A 16457-nucleotide genomic window follows, 5' to 3' on the forward strand; every position below is an offset into this window, starting at 1 on the left:
CCCTTTCGTCATCCAGCCAACGAAGTGCCGGCCCCACGGGCCCGGTGCGCAGGACGCGCCGCCCGCGAGCCCGTCCGCGCGGCCCCGCACCCTGCGTGTTATGGGGAGGCGCATGAGCGTTGAAGCCACGCCCTCCCGAGCGAAGCGGCCCGTCGAGTACGAGGCCACCGTCACAGGCCTCCGGATGGAGACCCACGACACGGCGACGCTGTCGCTGGAGCTGCACTCGGGGGAGGGACCGCTCGACTACAAGGCAGGCCAGTTCATCAACATCGACCCGCATCAGTTCCGGGCGCTCTCGCAGCAGTGCGCGTACCTGCAGGAGCAGAAGGGGCGCAAGGAGCCGCCGCGCTCGTACTCGCTCGCCTCCGCGCCGCACGAGCGGCACGTGGCCATCACGGTGAAGGACGAAGAGTTCATCCCCGGCGTCACCCGCTACCCGCCGCTCCTGTCGCCCCTGCTGGTGCACGGGCGGCTGGTGGGCGCGAAGCTGAAGGTGACGGGCTTCATGGGACCGTACGTGCTGCCGGACGACGTGACGGAGCGGGCGGACCACGTGCTGCACGTGGTGGCGGGCTCCGGCGCGGTGCCGAACTTCGCCATCGTGAAGGACGCGCTGCACCGCGGGCTGAAGCTGCGGCACACGTTCCTCGCGTCCAACAAGACGTGGGGAGACATCCTCTACCGCGAGGAGCTGGCCGCGCTGGAGCAGGCGGCGCCGGACCGCGTGCGGGTGGTGCACACGCTCACGCGCGAAACGGATGAAGCGAAGTACGGCCCCCAGGTGCGCAAGGGCCGTGTCGCGGAGGCGCTCCTGCGCGAGCTGATTCCGGCGCCTGACACCTGCATCGTCTACGTGTGCGGGCCCGCCATCACCCCGTGGGACCGGCGCAAGGCGCTGGAGACACGCACGCCCGCCACGCCGCGCTTCATGGAGGCGGTGCTGGGCCACCTGCACGAGCTGGGCATCCCGGACAAGCGCATCAAGCGCGAGGCCTACGGCTGACGCATCAGTGCGTCGTGACGTCCTCGGGAGGCAGCTCGTCCAGGAACGTCAGCACCCGCTCGGCCGTCTCGCGGGGCTTCTCCATGGGGAACAGGTGCGAGGCGAGCGGCAGCGAGTCCACCCGCGTGCGCTTCATCTCCTGCTCCGCCCGCGCCAGCGCGTCGGGCAACAGCGTGTCGGAGCGCTCGCCGCGCAGCACCAGCGTGGGCGTCGTGTTGTCGCGGATGAGCTTCCATGGATCCGCGGGGAAGGTCTCGAAGATGCGGGCCTCCCACTCGCGCGGGAAGCGCAGGCGGAAGTCGCCCGCCTCCGTGGGCACCAGCCCGTGCGTGATGTAGTCGCTGAAGCAGTCCGCGTCCCAGTCCTTGAACAGCTTGCGCTGGCGGTACGCGGTGGCGGCGTCCTCGCGCGTCGCCCAGCGGTCCCTCCGCCGCAGCGCGCCCTGCACGATGGCGGAGCGGTCCATGCGGCCCAGCAGCTTCATCAGGCGCAGCGCCCACAGCCGGGACCCGGTGATGAGCACGGGGTCCAACGCCACCACCGCGCGGAACAGCCCCGGGTTCGCGGCGGCGGCCATCAACGTGCTCGTGCCGCCCACGCTGTGCCCCACGCCCAGCACGCCAGAGCGCCCCCGCGCCTTCAGCTCGCGCGCGAGGTCCTCGCCCAGCTCCTTCCAGGTCGTGAGCGCCTTCGGGTCCTGGCCCGGCACCAGCGGCCGCATGCGCAGCGACACCACGTGATAGCGGGTCGCGAGCCGCGCGAAGAGCTTCCGGTACGTCTCCGGAGGAAAACCGTTCGCGCAGGCGAAGTGCAGGAGCGGCCCGCTCCCACCCCAGTCATCCAGCTCCAAGGCCATGCCCCTTCCCATCAACACCCTCCACCGCGTCGCGGCGGAGGCTTCACGGCTCGTCCCACTCGCATCCGGTGCCCTGACGGCCACCGGCCGGCCCCATCCCGGGACGAGACTCCGTACCCCGACATTCAGACACCGCGAACGCCGCCCTGGGTCCTGCCGCCGAGCCCGACCTCCCGCATCGACGTCATCCTGACCGGTACCCCTGACGTGCCCACGTCCTCCGACATTCTCCCGGACGCGTCCTCAAGGAGACCGGGCCTCTGGAATGTCGTCCCGTGCGCATCGCGCGGACGGAGGGCATGTAACGCCTGCCCGGCCGCCTCGCACGGCCAGGTCGGCGGTCCTTCCCGGTGCGGGGGAACACGCCTCCCCCTCCCGTGAGGTCACCTGCCCCACCCTACGGTCCAGGTGGGGTCCGCTTGCGTTCAGGATTCGGACGGCGCCGCGGGCGCTGCGTCCGACGTGGGCTCCGGAGCCGGCTCCGCTTCCGACACGGGCTCCGCCTCCGCGCCACCACCGGCCGAGCCCGCGGGCTTGATGCCCAGCAGCCGCGCCAGCCGGGGCTGCACGCCCGTCTCCGCCAACAGCGCCTGGAGCTGCAGCCGCGCGCGCCGGTTGTCCCCGTGCACCCGCCGCCCGAGGATGAGCTCGTTCTTCAACGAGTGCTCCCACCCGGTCAGCTCCGTCACCGTCACCTGGTAGCCGTACGCCTCCAGCGTCAGCGCGCGGATGACGTTCGTCAGGTGAGAGCCGAACTCGCGCCGGTGCCACGGGTGCTGGAAGAGCAGCGACATGGAGCCGGCCGGCTTCGCCTTCTTCTCCTTCAGCTGCGCGGCCACCTCCGCCTGACAGCACGGCACCACCGCCACGTGGTCCGCGCCGTGCTTGATGGCCGCCACCAGCGCGTCGTCCGTGGCCGTGTCGCATGCGTGCAGCGCCATCAGCACGTGGATGCGCTCCGGGTACTCCGCCGCGTCGATGTGCGCCGTCTGGAAGCGCATCCGGTCGAAGTGCAGCCGCTCGGCGCGGCCCTTCGCGCGTTCGGTCAGGTCCGGCCGCCCTTCGATGGACAGCAGCTCACCGCCCGCCGCGTCCTTCAGGAACAGCTCGTAGACGACGAAGCCCAGGTACGCGTTGCCGCTGCCCGCGTCCACCACCAGCGGGTTCGCGTGGCGCGTCTGCACGTCCTCCATGGCGGGCCGAAGCAGGCCCACCAGGTGGTTGACCTGCTTGAGCTTGCGCAGCGCGTCCGCGTTGAGGTTCCCCTCGCGCGTGAGCAGGTGCAGCTCGCGCAGGAGCGATTGGGACTGGTCCGGAAGCAGCTCCTTGCGGACCTGCGGCGCCTTGACGTTGCGTCTCAGACGGACACCACTTCGGTGACCTCCGGGATCATCTCCCGGAGCCGGCCCTCGATGCCCATCTTCAGCGTCGCCGTGGACGACGGGCAGCCCGCGCACGAACCCTTCATGTGCAGGTACACGATGCCGTCCTCGAAGCGGTCCAGCGTGATGTCACCGCCGTCCTGCGCCACGGCCGGGCGGATCTCCTCGTCCAGGATGACCTGGATGCGCTGCTCCACCGTGCCGTCCGCGGACACCGTCTGGCGCGCCGCCGCGACGGCCGCCTCGTCCACCACCGGCAGGCCCTCCGACAGGTGCGTGTCCAGCGTGGACATCACGGAGTCGTTGAGCTCGTCCCACTCGCCGGACTCGCCCTTCGTCACCGTGACGAAGTTCGTGCCCAGCATCACCGCCGTCACGCCCTGGATGTCCATGAGCCGCAGCGCCAGGGGCGACTTCGCCTGCGCTTCGTCCCGGTTGGTGAAGTTCACGGCGCCACCGCCCAGCAGCTTGCGGTCCACCACGTACTTCAGCGTGCTGGGGTTGGGGGTCCACTCGAGCTGGATGTTCACTGACATTCTGTTCTCCCTACGAAAGTCCGCTTCCTCTAAAGGGCGCCGGGCCCCATAGCAACCTGTCCGGCTGTCAGGCAAACGCCTCGCGCTGGCCATTCACTCCGGATGGAGCCCGGCCCGTCACCGATGTAAGACATGGCACCATGCCCTACCCGCCCCGCCTCGCCCACCTGGCCACCAAGGCCGTGGTGGTGGCCAAGCTGAGCCCCACCTACGCGGACGCCCACCGCGTGGACGCCGAGGAGGCCTCCCAGCGCCTCTCCACCGCCCTCTCCGGGCGCCTGCTGACCTCCCTCCTGGAGGCCACCTGGACGCAGATGCTCGGGGGCACGAAACGTCTCAAGGAAGAAGGCCTCCTGGAGAAGGTGGCCGCCACCCTGAGCGACCGGCCCCAGCGGCCGGGCAAGGTCGCCAACGTGACGGCCGGGTGGAGCGCCTTCCTCATCCTGGTGGACCTGGAGGTGGGCACCGCCAGCGACGCCGCCCGCCGGGTCATGGAGTCCGACGAGGGCCGCAAGCGCGCCGCCGCGGGGCTCACGGAGGTCGCCGGCTTCCTCGCCCAGGAGCTCACGCGCGGCAAATAGGGCGGCCCGCCGGTCGTGGCGGCAGCCGCCACCCGCCGTTATAGGCTGGCGCTCGCCACGTCCATGTCCGCCTCGCTCCCCACCACGCTACGCCTGCTCACGTCCATCACCGACGTTCCCGCGTCGGCATGGGACGCGCTCGTGGACCCGGGGTCGGTGCCGTTCCTGGAGTGGGGCTTCCTCGCCGCCCTGGAAGAGAGCGGCAGCGTGGTGCCCGAGCGAGGCTGGCACCCGCGCCACCTCACCCTGTGGCGGGGCTCACGCCTGGTCGCCGCCGCGCCCGCATACCTGAAGGACGACAGCCACGGCGAGTTCGTCTTCGACGCCGCCTGGGCCACCACCGCCGAGCGCGCGGGCATCCGCTACTACCCCAAGCTCGTCCTGGGCGTGCCCTTCACGCCCGCCACCGGCCGCCGCGTGCTGGTGGCCCCCGGCGAGGACGCCCCGTTCCGCGAGGCGGAGCTGTACAACGCCGCGCTGGAGTACGCGCGCGCGGAGGGGCTCTCCAGCGTCCACGTCCTCTTCCCCACCCCGGAGGAGCTGCCGGTGCTGGAGGCGCAGGGCTACGCGCTGCGCCTGGGCGTGCAGTACCTGTGGCGCAACGCGGGCTACCAGACGTTCGAGGACTTCCTCGGCCGCTTCCGCTCCAAGCGGCGGCACCAGATTCAGCGGGAGCGGCGCGAGGTGGAGGACCAGGGCATCACCCTGCGGACGCTCCGGGGCGACGCGCTGGAGGAGGTGGACGCGGCCTGCGCCCACCAACTCTACGTCTCCACGGTGGACCGCTACCCGTGGGGCGTGCGCTCGCTGACCGAGGACTTCTTCGCCCGCCTGCTCGCCGGCTTCAAGCACCGGTGCGAGTTCGTGGAGGCCCGGCGGGAAGGCCGCAGGGTGGCGGGGGCGTTCAACTTCACCGGGCCGAGCACGCTGTACGGCCGTTATTGGGGTGCGTTCGAGGAACATCCGTTCCTGCACTTCAACGTGTGCCTCTACCACCCGGTGGAGGACTGCATCGCCCGGGGCCGCGAGCGCTTCGAGCCCGGAGCAGGCGGCGAGCACAAGCTCACCCGGGGTTTCGAGCCGCACCTCACGTACAGTGCGCATCTGTTCCTTCACCCCGGCCTGGACCGGGCGGTGCGCGGCTTCCTGGCGCACGAGCGGGCAGCCGTCGAGAGCGGCCTGCCACTGTGGTGGGCGGAGACGGGTTTCAAGGAGCGGGTCTAAGCGGTTTCAAGCAGGGCCCGCCAATGGTTCGCGAAGCGAAGGCAAGGGAGTCCGCAAGCCCATGGCTCAGAAGCACCAACACGATGACGGCCAGGTCGTCACGGAGGCCGTCCCCAAGCAGAAGCTGAAGAGGCCGACGCTCTACAAGGTCCTCCTGCACAACGACAACTACACCACGCGCGAGTTCGTCGTGGCCGTGCTCAAGGAGATCTTCCACAAGTCGGAGACGGATGCCGTGCAGATCATGATGCACGTTCATTACAACGGCATCGGTGTGGCGGGCGTTTATACCTACGACGTCGCCGATACGAAGCTCAAGACAGTGGAGGCCGCGGCGAGGGACAACGGGTTCCCCCTGCGGCTGTCCATGGAACCCGAGGAAGGCTGAACCGTGGCAGGACCATCGATTGCCAAAGAATTGCAGGCCAGCTTCCGCACCGCGCTCGACGAGGCGCGGAAGATGCGCCACGAGTACCTGACGCTGGAGCACCTGCTCCTGGCCCTCACCCGTGAGTCACGCACCCGCGAGGTGCTCAAGGGCTGCGGCGCGAACGTCAAGCGCCTGCAGGAGAACCTGACCTCCTTCCTGGAGGAGACGGTCGAGCGCCTGCCTGACGACGTGGACGCGGAGCCGCAGCAGACCATCGGCGTGGAGCGCGTGCTCCACCGCGCCGCCATGCACGCGCTGTCCGCGGAGCAGAAGTACATCGACGGGGGCGACGTGCTGGTCGCCATGTTCCGTGAAGAGGAGAGCCACGCGCTCTACCTGCTGCAGCAGGAGGGCGTCACCCGCCTGGACCTGCTCAACTTCATCTCCCACGGAACCACCAAGGACGGCGAGTCCGAGGGCGAGCCGCGCCCCACCCCCGCCGGTGACGACGACGACGGCGAGACCCAGAAGAAGAGCCCGCTGGAAGCGTACGCCGTGCAGCTCAACGTGGAGGCGAAGGCGGGCCGCATCGACCCGCTCATCGGCCGCGACAAGGAGCTGGAGCGCACCATCCAGGTGCTCTGCCGCCGCCGCAAGAACAACCCGCTCTACGTGGGTGAGGCCGGCGTGGGCAAGACGGCCATCGCGGAGGGCCTGGCGCTCTTCATCACGGAAGGCCGCGTGCCGGCCGCGCTCAAGGACGCGGTCGTCTACTCGCTGGACATGGGCGCGCTGCTCGCGGGCACCAAGTTCCGCGGCCAGTTCGAGGAGCGTCTGAAGGGCGTGCTCAAGGCGCTCCAGGAGCTGCCGGACGCCATCCTCTTCATCGACGAGATCCACACCATCGTCGGTGCCGGCGCCACGAGCGGCGGCTCCATGGACGCGTCCAACCTGCTCAAGCCCGCGCTGGCGTCAGGCAGGCTGCGCTGCATCGGGTCCACGACGTTCCAGGAGTTCAAGGCGTCCTTCGAGCGCGACCGCGCGCTGTCCCGCCGCTTCCAGAAGATTGAAGTGGACGAGCCCAGCGTGGAGGACACCGTCAAGGTGCTGGAGGGCCTGCGCAGCCGCTACGAGGAGCACCACCACGTGAAGTACGGCGAGGGTGCGCTCCAGGCGGCGGCGGAGCTGGCGGCCAAGCACATCAACGACCGGTTCCTGCCGGACAAGGCCATCGACGTCATCGACGAGGCCGGCGCGGCCGAGCGGCTCAAGCCGGAAGGCGTGCGCACGGGCATCGTCTCCGCGCACGACGTGGAGCAGGTCGTCTCCAAGATGGCCAAGATTCCGGCCAAGAGCGTGTCCGCGAGCGAAGGCGTCCAGATTCAGAACCTGGACAAGGAGCTCAAGGGCGTCATCTACGGGCAGGACAAGGCCATTGAAGAGATGGTGGGCGCCATCAAGCTGTCGCGCTCCGGCCTGCGGGCGCCGGAGAAGCCCATTGGCAGCTTCCTCTTCTCCGGCCCCACGGGCGTGGGCAAGACGGAGCTGGCGAAGCAGCTGGCGCAGAGCCTGGGCGTGGAGTTCCTCCGCTTCGACATGAGCGAGTACTCCGAGAAGCACACGGTGAGCCGCCTCATTGGCGCGCCTCCGGGCTACGTGGGCTTCGACCAGGGCGGCCTGCTCACGGACGCCGTGCGCAAGCACCCGTACGCGGTGCTGGTGCTGGATGAGATTGAGAAGGCCCACCCGGACCTCTTCAACATCCTGCTCCAGGTGATGGACCACGCGACGCTCACGGACAACAACGGCCGCAAGGCGGACTTCCGCAACATCATCCTCATCCTGACCACCAACGCGGGTGCGCAGGAGATGAGCACCAAGGCCATGGGCTTCGGTGACACCAGCGTGGTGGTGGACGGCTCGCGGGCGAAGAAGGCCATCGAGCGCACCTTCACGCCGGAGTTCCGCAACCGGCTGGACGGCTGGATTCTCTTCTCCGGCCTGCCCCCCGAGGTCATCCTCAAGGTCGTGGACAAGGAAGTGCGCCTGCTCCAGAAGGTGCTCGACGAGAAGAAGGTCAAGCTGGAGCTCACGCCCGCCGCCCGCGCGTGGCTGGCGGAACACGGCTACGACCCGGCCTTCGGTGCGCGCCCCATGGCGCGGCTCGTGGACAACACCCTCAAGAAGCCACTCGCGGAGGCGCTGCTGTTCGGCTCCCTCAAGAGCGGCGGCGTGGCCCGCTTCGACGTCGTGGACGACGCCGTGAAGCTCCAGGCGGAAGCCACCGAGGCCGTGCCGGCGTAAGGCGCCGCGAGGCCCTGAAACATCCGAGGCCCCGGGCCCCCTTCATGGGGACTCGGGGCCTTCGTGTTTCCTACTCCGCCTTGGACTCGACCTTGTACGCGCCCACGGCGCTGGAGAGCTGCTCGGAGATGATTTGCAGCGTGGTGGCCGCCTCACCGGTGGAGCCGATGCGGGCCACGGTGTCGTCCATCATCTTGGACAAGTCATTCACCGCCAGGGTGATTTGATTGATGCCCACGTTCTGCTGATTCACCGCGGCGGCGATCTGCCGGACGGCGGCGGCGTTGTCCTGGACGATGGAGGACAGCTCGCGCAGGTTCTGCCCGCTGTCGCGCACCTGCGCCAGGCCCGCCTCCATCCGCTCCGCGCCGCGCTCCGTGATGCGCACCGCGGCGGTGACGGAGTTGGCGATGTCGTCCAACAGCTCCCGCACCCGCGTGGTCGCCTGGATGGACTGGTCCGCCAGGGCGCGGATTTCGCGCGCCACCACGCTGAAGCCCTTGCCGTGCTCACCGGAGCGCACCGCTTCGATGGCCGCGTTGAGCGCGAGCATGTTGGACTGGTCCGCCAGGTCCTTCACCGTCTGGGTGATGCCGCCAATCTGGCGCGTGCGCTCGCCCAGCTCGAGGATCTTCTCCGCGATTTCGCCCACCTGCGCGCGGATGTCGTTGAGGCCCGCCATCGTCTGCTCGATGGAGGCCTCGCCCGCCCTGGCCAGGGTGTCCGCGCGCTCGGCGACGCTGAGCACGCTCTCCGCCTTCTGCGCGGCCAGCGTGGACGTCTGCTTGATTTCCTGCGCCGTCACCTGCGTCTCCTGCAGCGCGGCGGCCTGGCGGGAGATGGTCTGCGCCTGCTCGGTGGAAGACGCGTTGAGATGGTCCGTGGACTGGGTGAGCGCGGTGGCGGCGTGCTGGAGGTTGACCGTCACCTCGCGCAGCTTGCCCACCATCTGGGAGAAGGAGTTGGCCAGCCGCCCCACCTCGTCGTTGCCGCGCGCACGGATGTCGCGGGTGAGGTCGCCGGACGACACGATGTGGCCCGCCACGGAGGTGAGCTCCGCCAGCGGCCGCACGATGCTCCGGCCGAACAGCGCCGCCAGCACCACGCCGCACGCCTCCAGGAGGAGCGCGAACAGCAGCATCTCCCAGCGCAGCGCATCCACCCTCGCGTCGATGAACTCGCGCGCCATGCCCACGTGCACGGTGCCCAGCCGCCCCTTCTCCGCCACGGCCGCGGACACGTCCAGCGCGCGCAGCGTCTTGCCGCCGCGCAGGATGCGCACCTCCGGCACCACGCGGGTGCGGCCCGTGCCCATGCCGGGCTGCGCGTCGAGCGCGGCCTTCAGGTTCTCCGGGAAGGCGCCCTGGAACGAATGCACCAGCACGAAGCCCGTGGGGTCCTGGATGAAGATGTAGGCCAGGTCCTCGCGCTCGCGGAACGTCTCCAAGAGCGGCTGGAGCGAGCCCATGCCCGCGGACACGCCCTGCTCCGCCGCGATGGCCAGGCTCAGCGCCACGGCCTCGCCCTCGCTGGCGTGGCGCTCCTCCAGGTTGGACTCCAGCTGGCGGGTGGCGATGAGGGTGAGCAGCAGCGCCACGGAGGCGCTGATGACGGCCGTGACGAGCACGAACTTCGGCGCGAGCCCGAGCCCGCGCAGGAAGGAGACGGGGAGCGCGGTGGCTGGCTTCAAGGGAGGACTCCAGGGGTGGCGTCCTCAAGCGGCCAACTGTCGGCCAGGTGACGCCAGGAACAGCGCAGGCGACTGCGGTTCGTAGGTGGGAAACGGCTCACCGGGGCCCCCCCTCCGGGCCACGGGCAGGACGGAACGACGGACGCTGACAGCTCTGCAGGATGAGGTCCGCCACCAGCGCCAGGGGCGTGCCCCCGTCGGTGGCCTTCAACTCCACGGCGGCGCGAGGCATGCCGTAGACGACGCTGGACGCCTCGTCCTGCGCCAGGGTGACGCCTCCGGCCTGACGGATGGCCAGCAGGCCCCGCGCGCCGTCCTCACCCATGCCGGTGAGCACACCGCCGCCGCTGCGCCGGCCGTACGCCATGGCCAGCGAGCTCAAGAGCACGTCCCCGTTGGGACACGGCCCGCCGGTGCTGCGCTGAAGGCGCGCCAGGCCCACGCTGTCCACCAGCAGGTCATGGCCATCCAGCGGGAAGTACACGCGGCCCGGCTCCAGCCGCTCGCCGTCGCGCGCCACGCCCACCTGGAGCTCGCACACCTGGGACAGCCAGCGCACCATGCCCTGCGTGAAGCCCACGGTGATGTGCTGCGCGACGAGCATGGGCACCGGCAGGTCGCGGGGCAGCTTGGACAGCACCTCCGCCAGCGCGGGAGGCCCACCGGTGGACGCGACGATGCCGAACACGTCCACCCGCGTCCCGCTGGGCATGGGCGGCGGCGCCACGACGCGCGGACGGCGGGAGATGACCGGCACCTCCGCCATCAGGCACACGGAGTGGGCCAGGTCCCGGCCCCAGCGGCGCAGCTCCTCCGCGTTGGTGACGTTGGGCTTGCCGATGAGCTCCAGCGCTCCGGCGCTCATGGCTTGAAAGCCCAGGTCCACGCCACGCTGCTCCGCCACGGCGCTCACCACCAGGATGCGCGCGGGGGCCTGGGACATGATGTGCCCGATGGCCGCCGGACCATCCAGGCCGGGCAGCAACAGGTCCATGGTGATGACGTCCGGGCGCAGCAGGCGCGCCAGCTGCACGGCGCGGTTGCCGTCCCCCGCCCGGCCCACCACTTCAATGCGCGGCTCCTCCGTGAGCAGCGCGGTGAGGGTGTTGGCCATGGTGGGCGAGTCATCCACCACGAGCACGCGAATGGGCTTCTTCGAGCTCACGCGCGGCTCCCCCTGCGGCTCATCACGTCCAGAACCTCCGCGAGCAGTCGGCCCGCGGCGCACTCGCGCTTGCTGAGGAAGCCGTCCGCTCCGGATGCCAGGCCCCGCTCGCGCGCCACGGTGGTGTCGTGCGCGGAGACCAGGATGACGGGCAGCGTGTGCGTGTCCTTGCGCTCGCGAAGCCGTGCGATGAGCTCGATGCCGTCCATCTCTTCCATGTCCAGGTCGCAGATGACGACGTCGTAGGTGTCCGCCTGCAGCCGCTCCAGCGCCCGCGCCCCGCTGGCCGCCAGGTGCACCTGGAAGCCGCCCGCCTCCAGCATCGCCCGGTGCAGCGCGCGCGCGGTGAGCGAGTCATCCACCACCAGCGCCCGCCGGCTCACCGCGGACACCGTCACCTTCTCCGAATCCGACACCACCCAGTCCGGCCGGAGGATGAGCAGCAACTCCCCCCGGCTGAGCGTCGCCGCGCCCTGCCAGGCCGCCACGTCGCGCACCTCCGACGGCAGCGGGCGGATGACCAGGTCCCGGTCCCCCACCACCGCGTCCACGCCCAGCGCCACGCGCTTGCCGCCGCTCTGCACGATGAGCAGCGGCTGGCCTTCCGTGGGCGGAGACGACGCGCGCAGCCCCAGCCGCGCGCCCAGGTCCACCACCGGCAACAGCTGCCCCTGGTGTTCCAGGTGCGTGCGGCGCTTGCCCACGCGAAGCATGTCCGGGCGCGCCAGCTGCGTGGACTCCACCGCCAGCATGGGCAGGCCCACGAACTGCTCCAGCGCGCGCACCATCAGCACCGGGGAGCTGCCCAGGTCCACCGGCAGGGTCAGCACGAAGCGCGTGCCCTGCCCGCGCGTGCTGGACACCTCGATGCGGCCCTGCAGCGACTCCACCGTGGCGCGCACCGCGTCCAGGCCCACACCGCGCCCGGAGGTGTCCGTCACGTCCGAGCGCGTGCTGAAGCCCTCGCGGAAGATGAGCTCGCGCACCTGGTTGTCGTTGAGCCGCGCCACCTCTTCCGCGGTGACGAGCCCGCGCTTCTCCGCGGCCTTGCGCACCTGCGCCAGGTCGATGCCGCGCCCGTCGTCGCTCGCCTCCAGGTACAGGAGGTTGCCCTGCTGCTCCACGCGCAGCGTGAGCGCGCCCTCGTGGTGCTTGCCAGCCTTCTCGCGCTCGGCGGGCATCTCCAGGCCGTGGTCCACGGCGTTGCGCAGGATGTGCACGAGCGCGCCCTGGAGCTTCTCCAGCAGGCGCCGGTCCAGCGACACCTCCGCGCCCACCACCGACAGCCGCGCTTCCTTCCCCAGCTGGCGGGACAGGTCGCGCACCATGCGCTGCAACGGGTCCAGGATGGTGCGCGTGGGGCGCGTGGTGATGGCCTTGAGGCCGTCCTCCAGCGCGTCCACGACGTCGCTCGTCTCCTCGCCGTCGGTGCGCAGGGAGCGGCCCGTACCGGACAACAGCGTGCGCGCCTCCGCGGTCTCCGCCAGCAGGCCCTGCTTCGCGAGCAGCGTGGACACCCGCTCCAGCTCCCGGCTGCGCTCCTCCACCCGCAGGCGAACCTCGCGCAGGCGCTCCACCTCGCGCATCAGCGACGTCACCTGGTTCGCGCTCACGCGCCACCCGGCGTCGGAGGACTCCCCCGCGGGCTCCGGCGATGACAGCGCTTCGGCCGGGACAGGCGGGGTGCTGGCCGCGGAGGGCGGGCCACCGGCCACGACAGGCTGCGCCTGAGCGAAGGCGCCCCCCGGCAGCACCGCGGCCTCTTCCGGGGGCGGCGCGGCGGCGACCAGCTGGGCCAGCGCGGCGGCGGGGTTCGGCAGGTCGTCCCCGCGTCCGTCCGCGTGCGCCTGGGCGCGCAGCATGAAGAGGTCCAGCCCGTGCAGCAGCACGTCCACCACCGGGCGAGGCATCTTCTGCGTGTGCGCCTTGAGCGGCGCCAGCGCGTCCTCCAGCTTGTGGGCGATGTCGCCCAGGTCCTGGAGCCCCAGCGACGAGGCGCTGCCCTTCAGCGTGTGCAGGTGGCGGCCCAGCCGCGTGTAGATTTTCGCGAGCGCGTCGTTCTCCAGCCCCTCGCGCTCCAGCTCCAGCAGGTCCATGGTGACCTTCTGGATGACCTCCTGGGCCTCCACCGCGAAGCCCGCCACCAGCGGCTGCAGCATCGGATCAACGGGCATGGCGCACTCCCCCGTCGGACCGGCCGAACAGGCGCTTCGGGTCGATGAGGTGGATGAGCTGCCGGTCGTGGGTGAAGACCTCCACCACCGGCCCCTCCGCCCGGGCGCGCGCGGCCTCCACGGACGCGAGCGACAACGTCGTGGGGCGAGGAATCGCCTCGCAGTCGAGCGCGCACAGCTCGCCGTCGCCCCGGTCCACCACCAGCAGCACGGCCGGGTCCTGCCGCCACCCGTGGCCGCCCAGCAGCGACGCCAGACTCAGCGCGGACAGCACCTGGCCCTGGAAGCGCAGCACGCCAATCACCGCGGGCGCGGACAGCGGCACCGGCGTCACCATGCGCAGGGGCAGCGCGGCGCGCAGCGACTCCAGCGGCAGCGCGTAGCGCTCCTCGCCCAGCGGGAACTCGGCGATCCAATGGACCGCCTCCTCCACCGTCGACTCGCCCTGCTCGCGCAGGCGCGCGGCCCGGCGTGCGAGCAGGTCCCGCGTCTCCGACTCCAGGGTCTCGTCCACCACCAGCGGCGTCCCCTTCATTCCAGCGCCCCCAGATTCAGGTAGGCGTCAGCGGACGCCAGATAGAAGCGCGCGGGCAGCGCCTCCGGTCCATCCACCAGCGTGTCCGGTGGCAACTGCCCCGCCCGCGTGCGCAACGCGCGCATCAGCGGGAAGGCCGCGTCACGGGCTCCCGCGCGCTCGCGCAGGAGCGCCAGCTCCAGGAGGCCCGGCAGGTAGTCCGGCGCCTGCTTCACGAGCAGCTCCAGCACCGCCGTCGCCCCGGCCACGTTGCCCTCTTCAATCCGCTCCAACGCCTGCAGGTGCATCCGCGAGGGCGAGGGCGGAGGGACGGGCGGCGGCGTGGGCGAGACCGGCATGGGCGCGGACAGCCGACGGGGCGCGGGCGTCATGCGCGGCGCGAGCACGGGCTGCGCCACGGGCAATTGCGCGAAGGTGCGCTCCTCCGGGCGGGGCTTGCGGAAGGCCTGCAGCTCCGGAGGCCCCTCGCGCGTGAGCCCCGGCGGCGTGCGGTCCACCTCCACCGTGCCCAGGAACATGAGGCCCCCCGGCACCAGCGCCCGCGCCAGGTGGACGATGGCCGCGTCGCGCGCGGACGGAGAGAAGTACGTGAGCACGTTGCGGCAGAGGATGAAGTCGAAATGCCCGAAGCGCTCCGGCAGGGGCGCCAGCAGGTTCGCCGGCGCGAAGCGCGTCACCTTGCGCACCTCCGGGAGGATGGACACCTGCCGCCCGTTGTGGAGCTCGTAGACGGGGTGCAGCGCGGGGGCGGACTCGCGCCGGGACCACGCGCCGTAGGTGCCGCGCCGCGCGGCCTCCAGGCTGGCCTCGTGCAGGTCCGTGCCCACCACCTCCACCGGCATCCCCGGGGGCGCGCACGCCAGCAGGCACGCGCCCAGCGAATAGGCTTCCTCGCCGGTGGCGCACCCGGCGCTCCAGCCGCGCAGGTGCATGGCACCGTGGCGCAGCGCCGTCGGAATGCCCTCATGGGTGATGTAGCGGAAGTGCTCCGGCTGGCGGAAGAAGTACGTCTCCCCCACCAGGACCGCGCGCACCAGCGTGTAGGCCAGCGGCGAGCCCAGCTGCTGCAATTCGCTCAGGACCTCCGTGGGCACGCGCCCCCGGGCCAGCTCCGCCCGCAGCACGCGCTCCACCGCCTCCTGGGCGATGGCGTCGTCCCGGAAGCCGGTGGTGTCCGCCACCACTTCCCGGGCACGGGCCAGAAGCCTCGGGTCGAGCCCCGCACTCATGCGCTCCGCTCTTCCTCCACCGGCGCGAGCAGCGCGGGCAGGTCGCGCAGGAGTCCCCGCGTGATGAACACCTTCGGATCCAGGATGGGCAGCGCGCGGCCACCCGTGCGCAGCATGCCCACGAGCCCTTCCTGCAGCAGGCCGTGCTCGGCGCCGCCCACCTTCTCGCGCCGGTCGATGTCGCTCGCCTGGAACTCCTCCGGGTCCTTCACGGTGTCCACGGTGAGCGCCAGCGACACGCCCTCCGTTTCAATGACCACCAGCATCCGCTCCGCGATGGACACCTTGTGCTGCACGCCCAGCCGCAGCGCCACGTCCAGCACGCACACCGCCTGGCCGCGCAGCTCCACGTACTCGCGCAGGTACGACGGCCCCGTGGGCAGCGGCCGCGTCAGGGGCTGCAGCAGGACCTCCTTCACGGAGTCCAGCGGCACGGCGAACTCACGCTCGCCCACGTTGAGCCGGAGGATCAGCATGGCCCCGGAGCGCGAGCGCCGGCGCGCGTTCTCCAGCGCCTCGCCCACGCGCAGGAGCAGCTCGTCCGCGCGGAAGGGCTTGGCCAGGAACGCCTCCGCGCCCAGCCCCAGGCACGCCTCCGCGCGCTGCTTCTCCGATGAGATGATGATGACCGGGATGTCCGCCGTGCCCGAGTCCGCCTTCATCCGCTGGAGCACCTCGTCCCCGTCCATCTCCGGCATGGACAGGTCCAAGAGCACCGCCGCCGGGTGCAGCCGCCCCACCTTGTCCAGCGCCTCACGGCCGTTGCTGGCCGTGTGGATGGTGTAGTGCCCGGAGAGGATGGCCCGCTCCAACGCCAGGATGGCGTCGCTGTCATCCACCAGCAGCAGGGTCGGCAGACTCACGGGTTCAGCCCCCGCTCAGGAACTGACGCACCGTCTTGGTCAGCTCGTCATGCGACACCGGTTTCTGGATGAAGGCGTTGGCCCCCGCCGCCGAACCGCGCTGGCGCAGGTCCTCTCCCTTCTCCGCCGTCAAGAGGATGACCGGCACCTTCTGCACCTGCGGCTGCGCGCTGGCGCGAACCTCCTTCACGAAGGTGATGCCATCCATGTTCGGCATGTTGATGTCGGCGATCACCACGCTCACCGGCACCAACCGCAAGAGCTGCAACGCGCGCTGCGCGTCCTCCGCCTCCACGATGCTGACCTTGAGGTTCATCAGGTAGATCTTGAGGATGTTGCGGACGGTCGGACTGTCGTCCACCAGCAAGACGTTGGTGCTCACTGTGCCACGGCTCCTCGCGCAGGCTCCGCGGATTGCGGGATGCGCCTGCGCTGCATGGGTGATCCTACCGTGAGCGCTCCGACGGGCGGAAGCGGGGGGCTCCCGTCCGCCGGGAAGCCTGGCAGGCGTTTGTCTGGACTTTCCAGAAAGGTGGGTTGGA

At 70.8% G+C, this 16457-nt stretch carries 15 protein-coding genes; 5 read left to right on the plus strand and 10 right to left on the minus strand.

The genetic code is table 11. The annotated features are described in order from the left end of the window. The first annotated feature begins 112 nt into the window (after positions 1-112). A complete protein-coding gene (locus D7V77_RS15655; RefSeq protein WP_120577096.1) occupies positions 113-1006 on the plus strand; it encodes an oxidoreductase in 894 nt (297 codons plus the stop codon). A gap of 4 nt (positions 1007-1010) precedes the next feature. Here the strand turns inward: D7V77_RS15655 and D7V77_RS15660 are convergent, their stop codons facing one another. The 3 genes from D7V77_RS15660 to D7V77_RS15670 form a co-directional block, all read right to left on the minus strand. Continuing rightward, complete coding sequence (locus D7V77_RS15660) at positions 1011-1862, minus strand: alpha/beta fold hydrolase (protein WP_233597009.1); 852 nt, start codon at positions 1860-1862, stop codon at positions 1011-1013. Between the two features lie 425 nt (positions 1863-2287). Beyond that, positions 2288-3106: an SAM-dependent methyltransferase gene (locus D7V77_RS15665; RefSeq protein WP_172813416.1), complete on the minus strand. Its 819-nt coding sequence runs from the start codon at positions 3104-3106 to the stop codon at positions 2288-2290. A 113-nt stretch (positions 3107-3219) separates the two neighbouring features. Further along, a complete protein-coding gene (locus tag D7V77_RS15670) occupies positions 3220-3780 on the minus strand; it encodes a NifU family protein (RefSeq protein WP_120577099.1) in 561 nt (186 codons plus the stop codon). Between the two features lie 140 nt (positions 3781-3920). On the opposite strand from D7V77_RS15670, the gene D7V77_RS15675 reads away from it, so the two are divergent. The 4 genes from D7V77_RS15675 to clpA all read left to right on the plus strand — a co-directional run bounded on the left by D7V77_RS15675 (position 3921) and on the right by clpA (position 8259). Continuing rightward, positions 3921-4361: a hypothetical protein gene (locus tag D7V77_RS15675; protein WP_120577100.1), complete on the plus strand. Its 441-nt coding sequence runs from the start codon at positions 3921-3923 to the stop codon at positions 4359-4361. A 63-nt stretch (positions 4362-4424) separates the two neighbouring features. Then, the gene (locus tag D7V77_RS15680) at positions 4425-5585 is read left to right on the plus strand and encodes a GNAT family N-acetyltransferase (RefSeq protein ID WP_120577120.1); all 1161 of its coding nucleotides are present in this window, start codon (positions 4425-4427) and stop codon (positions 5583-5585) included. A 61-nt stretch (positions 5586-5646) separates the two neighbouring features. Further along, positions 5647-5973, plus strand: coding sequence for an ATP-dependent Clp protease adaptor ClpS (locus tag D7V77_RS15685; RefSeq protein ID WP_120577101.1), 327 nt, complete (start codon positions 5647-5649; stop codon positions 5971-5973). 3 nt (positions 5974-5976) lie between these two features. Continuing rightward, the gene (gene clpA, locus D7V77_RS15690) at positions 5977-8259 is read left to right on the plus strand and encodes an ATP-dependent Clp protease ATP-binding subunit ClpA (protein WP_120577102.1); all 2283 of its coding nucleotides are present in this window, start codon (positions 5977-5979) and stop codon (positions 8257-8259) included. Positions 8260-8329: 70 nt separating this feature from the next. On the opposite strand, the gene D7V77_RS15695 is transcribed toward clpA, so the two are convergent. The 7 genes from D7V77_RS15695 to D7V77_RS15725 all read right to left on the minus strand — a co-directional run bounded on the left by D7V77_RS15695 (position 8330) and on the right by D7V77_RS15725 (position 16297). After that, positions 8330-9949 carry a methyl-accepting chemotaxis protein gene (locus tag D7V77_RS15695; protein ID WP_120577103.1) on the minus strand — a complete coding sequence of 540 codons (1620 nt, stop codon included), beginning with the start codon at positions 9947-9949 and terminating at the stop codon, positions 8330-8332. Positions 9950-10046: 97 nt separating this feature from the next. After that, a complete protein-coding gene (locus D7V77_RS15700) occupies positions 10047-11114 on the minus strand; it encodes a chemotaxis protein CheB (RefSeq protein WP_120577104.1) in 1068 nt (355 codons plus the stop codon). Beyond that, positions 11111-13288 (minus strand): response regulator, encoded by a 2178-nt coding sequence (locus D7V77_RS15705; RefSeq protein ID WP_120577105.1) that lies wholly within the window; start codon positions 13286-13288, stop codon positions 11111-11113. The genes D7V77_RS15700 and D7V77_RS15705 overlap by 4 nt, the downstream gene beginning before the upstream one ends. Beyond that, a complete protein-coding gene (locus D7V77_RS15710) occupies positions 13278-13823 on the minus strand; it encodes a chemotaxis protein CheW (RefSeq protein ID WP_120577106.1) in 546 nt (181 codons plus the stop codon). Before D7V77_RS15710 ends, D7V77_RS15705 begins: the two co-directional genes overlap by 11 nt. After that, positions 13820-15052, minus strand: a complete 1233-nt coding sequence (locus D7V77_RS15715; protein WP_120577107.1) for a protein-glutamate O-methyltransferase CheR — start codon at positions 15050-15052, stop codon at positions 13820-13822. Before D7V77_RS15715 ends, D7V77_RS15710 begins: the two co-directional genes overlap by 4 nt. Then, on the minus strand, positions 15049-15915 hold the full coding sequence (locus tag D7V77_RS15720) for a response regulator (protein ID WP_120577108.1): 867 nt from the start codon (positions 15913-15915) through the stop codon (positions 15049-15051). Before D7V77_RS15720 ends, D7V77_RS15715 begins: the two co-directional genes overlap by 4 nt. Positions 15916-15919: 4 nt before the next feature. Further along, positions 15920-16297 carry a response regulator gene (locus D7V77_RS15725; protein ID WP_120577109.1) on the minus strand — a complete coding sequence of 126 codons (378 nt, stop codon included), beginning with the start codon at positions 16295-16297 and terminating at the stop codon, positions 15920-15922. Between the last annotated feature and the right edge of the window lie 160 nt (positions 16298-16457).

Origin of the sequence: Corallococcus sp. CA041A, assembly GCF_003612075.1 — a bacterium.
In the GTDB taxonomy this organism is placed as follows: Bacteria; Myxococcota; Myxococcia; order Myxococcales; family Myxococcaceae; genus Corallococcus; species Corallococcus exiguus.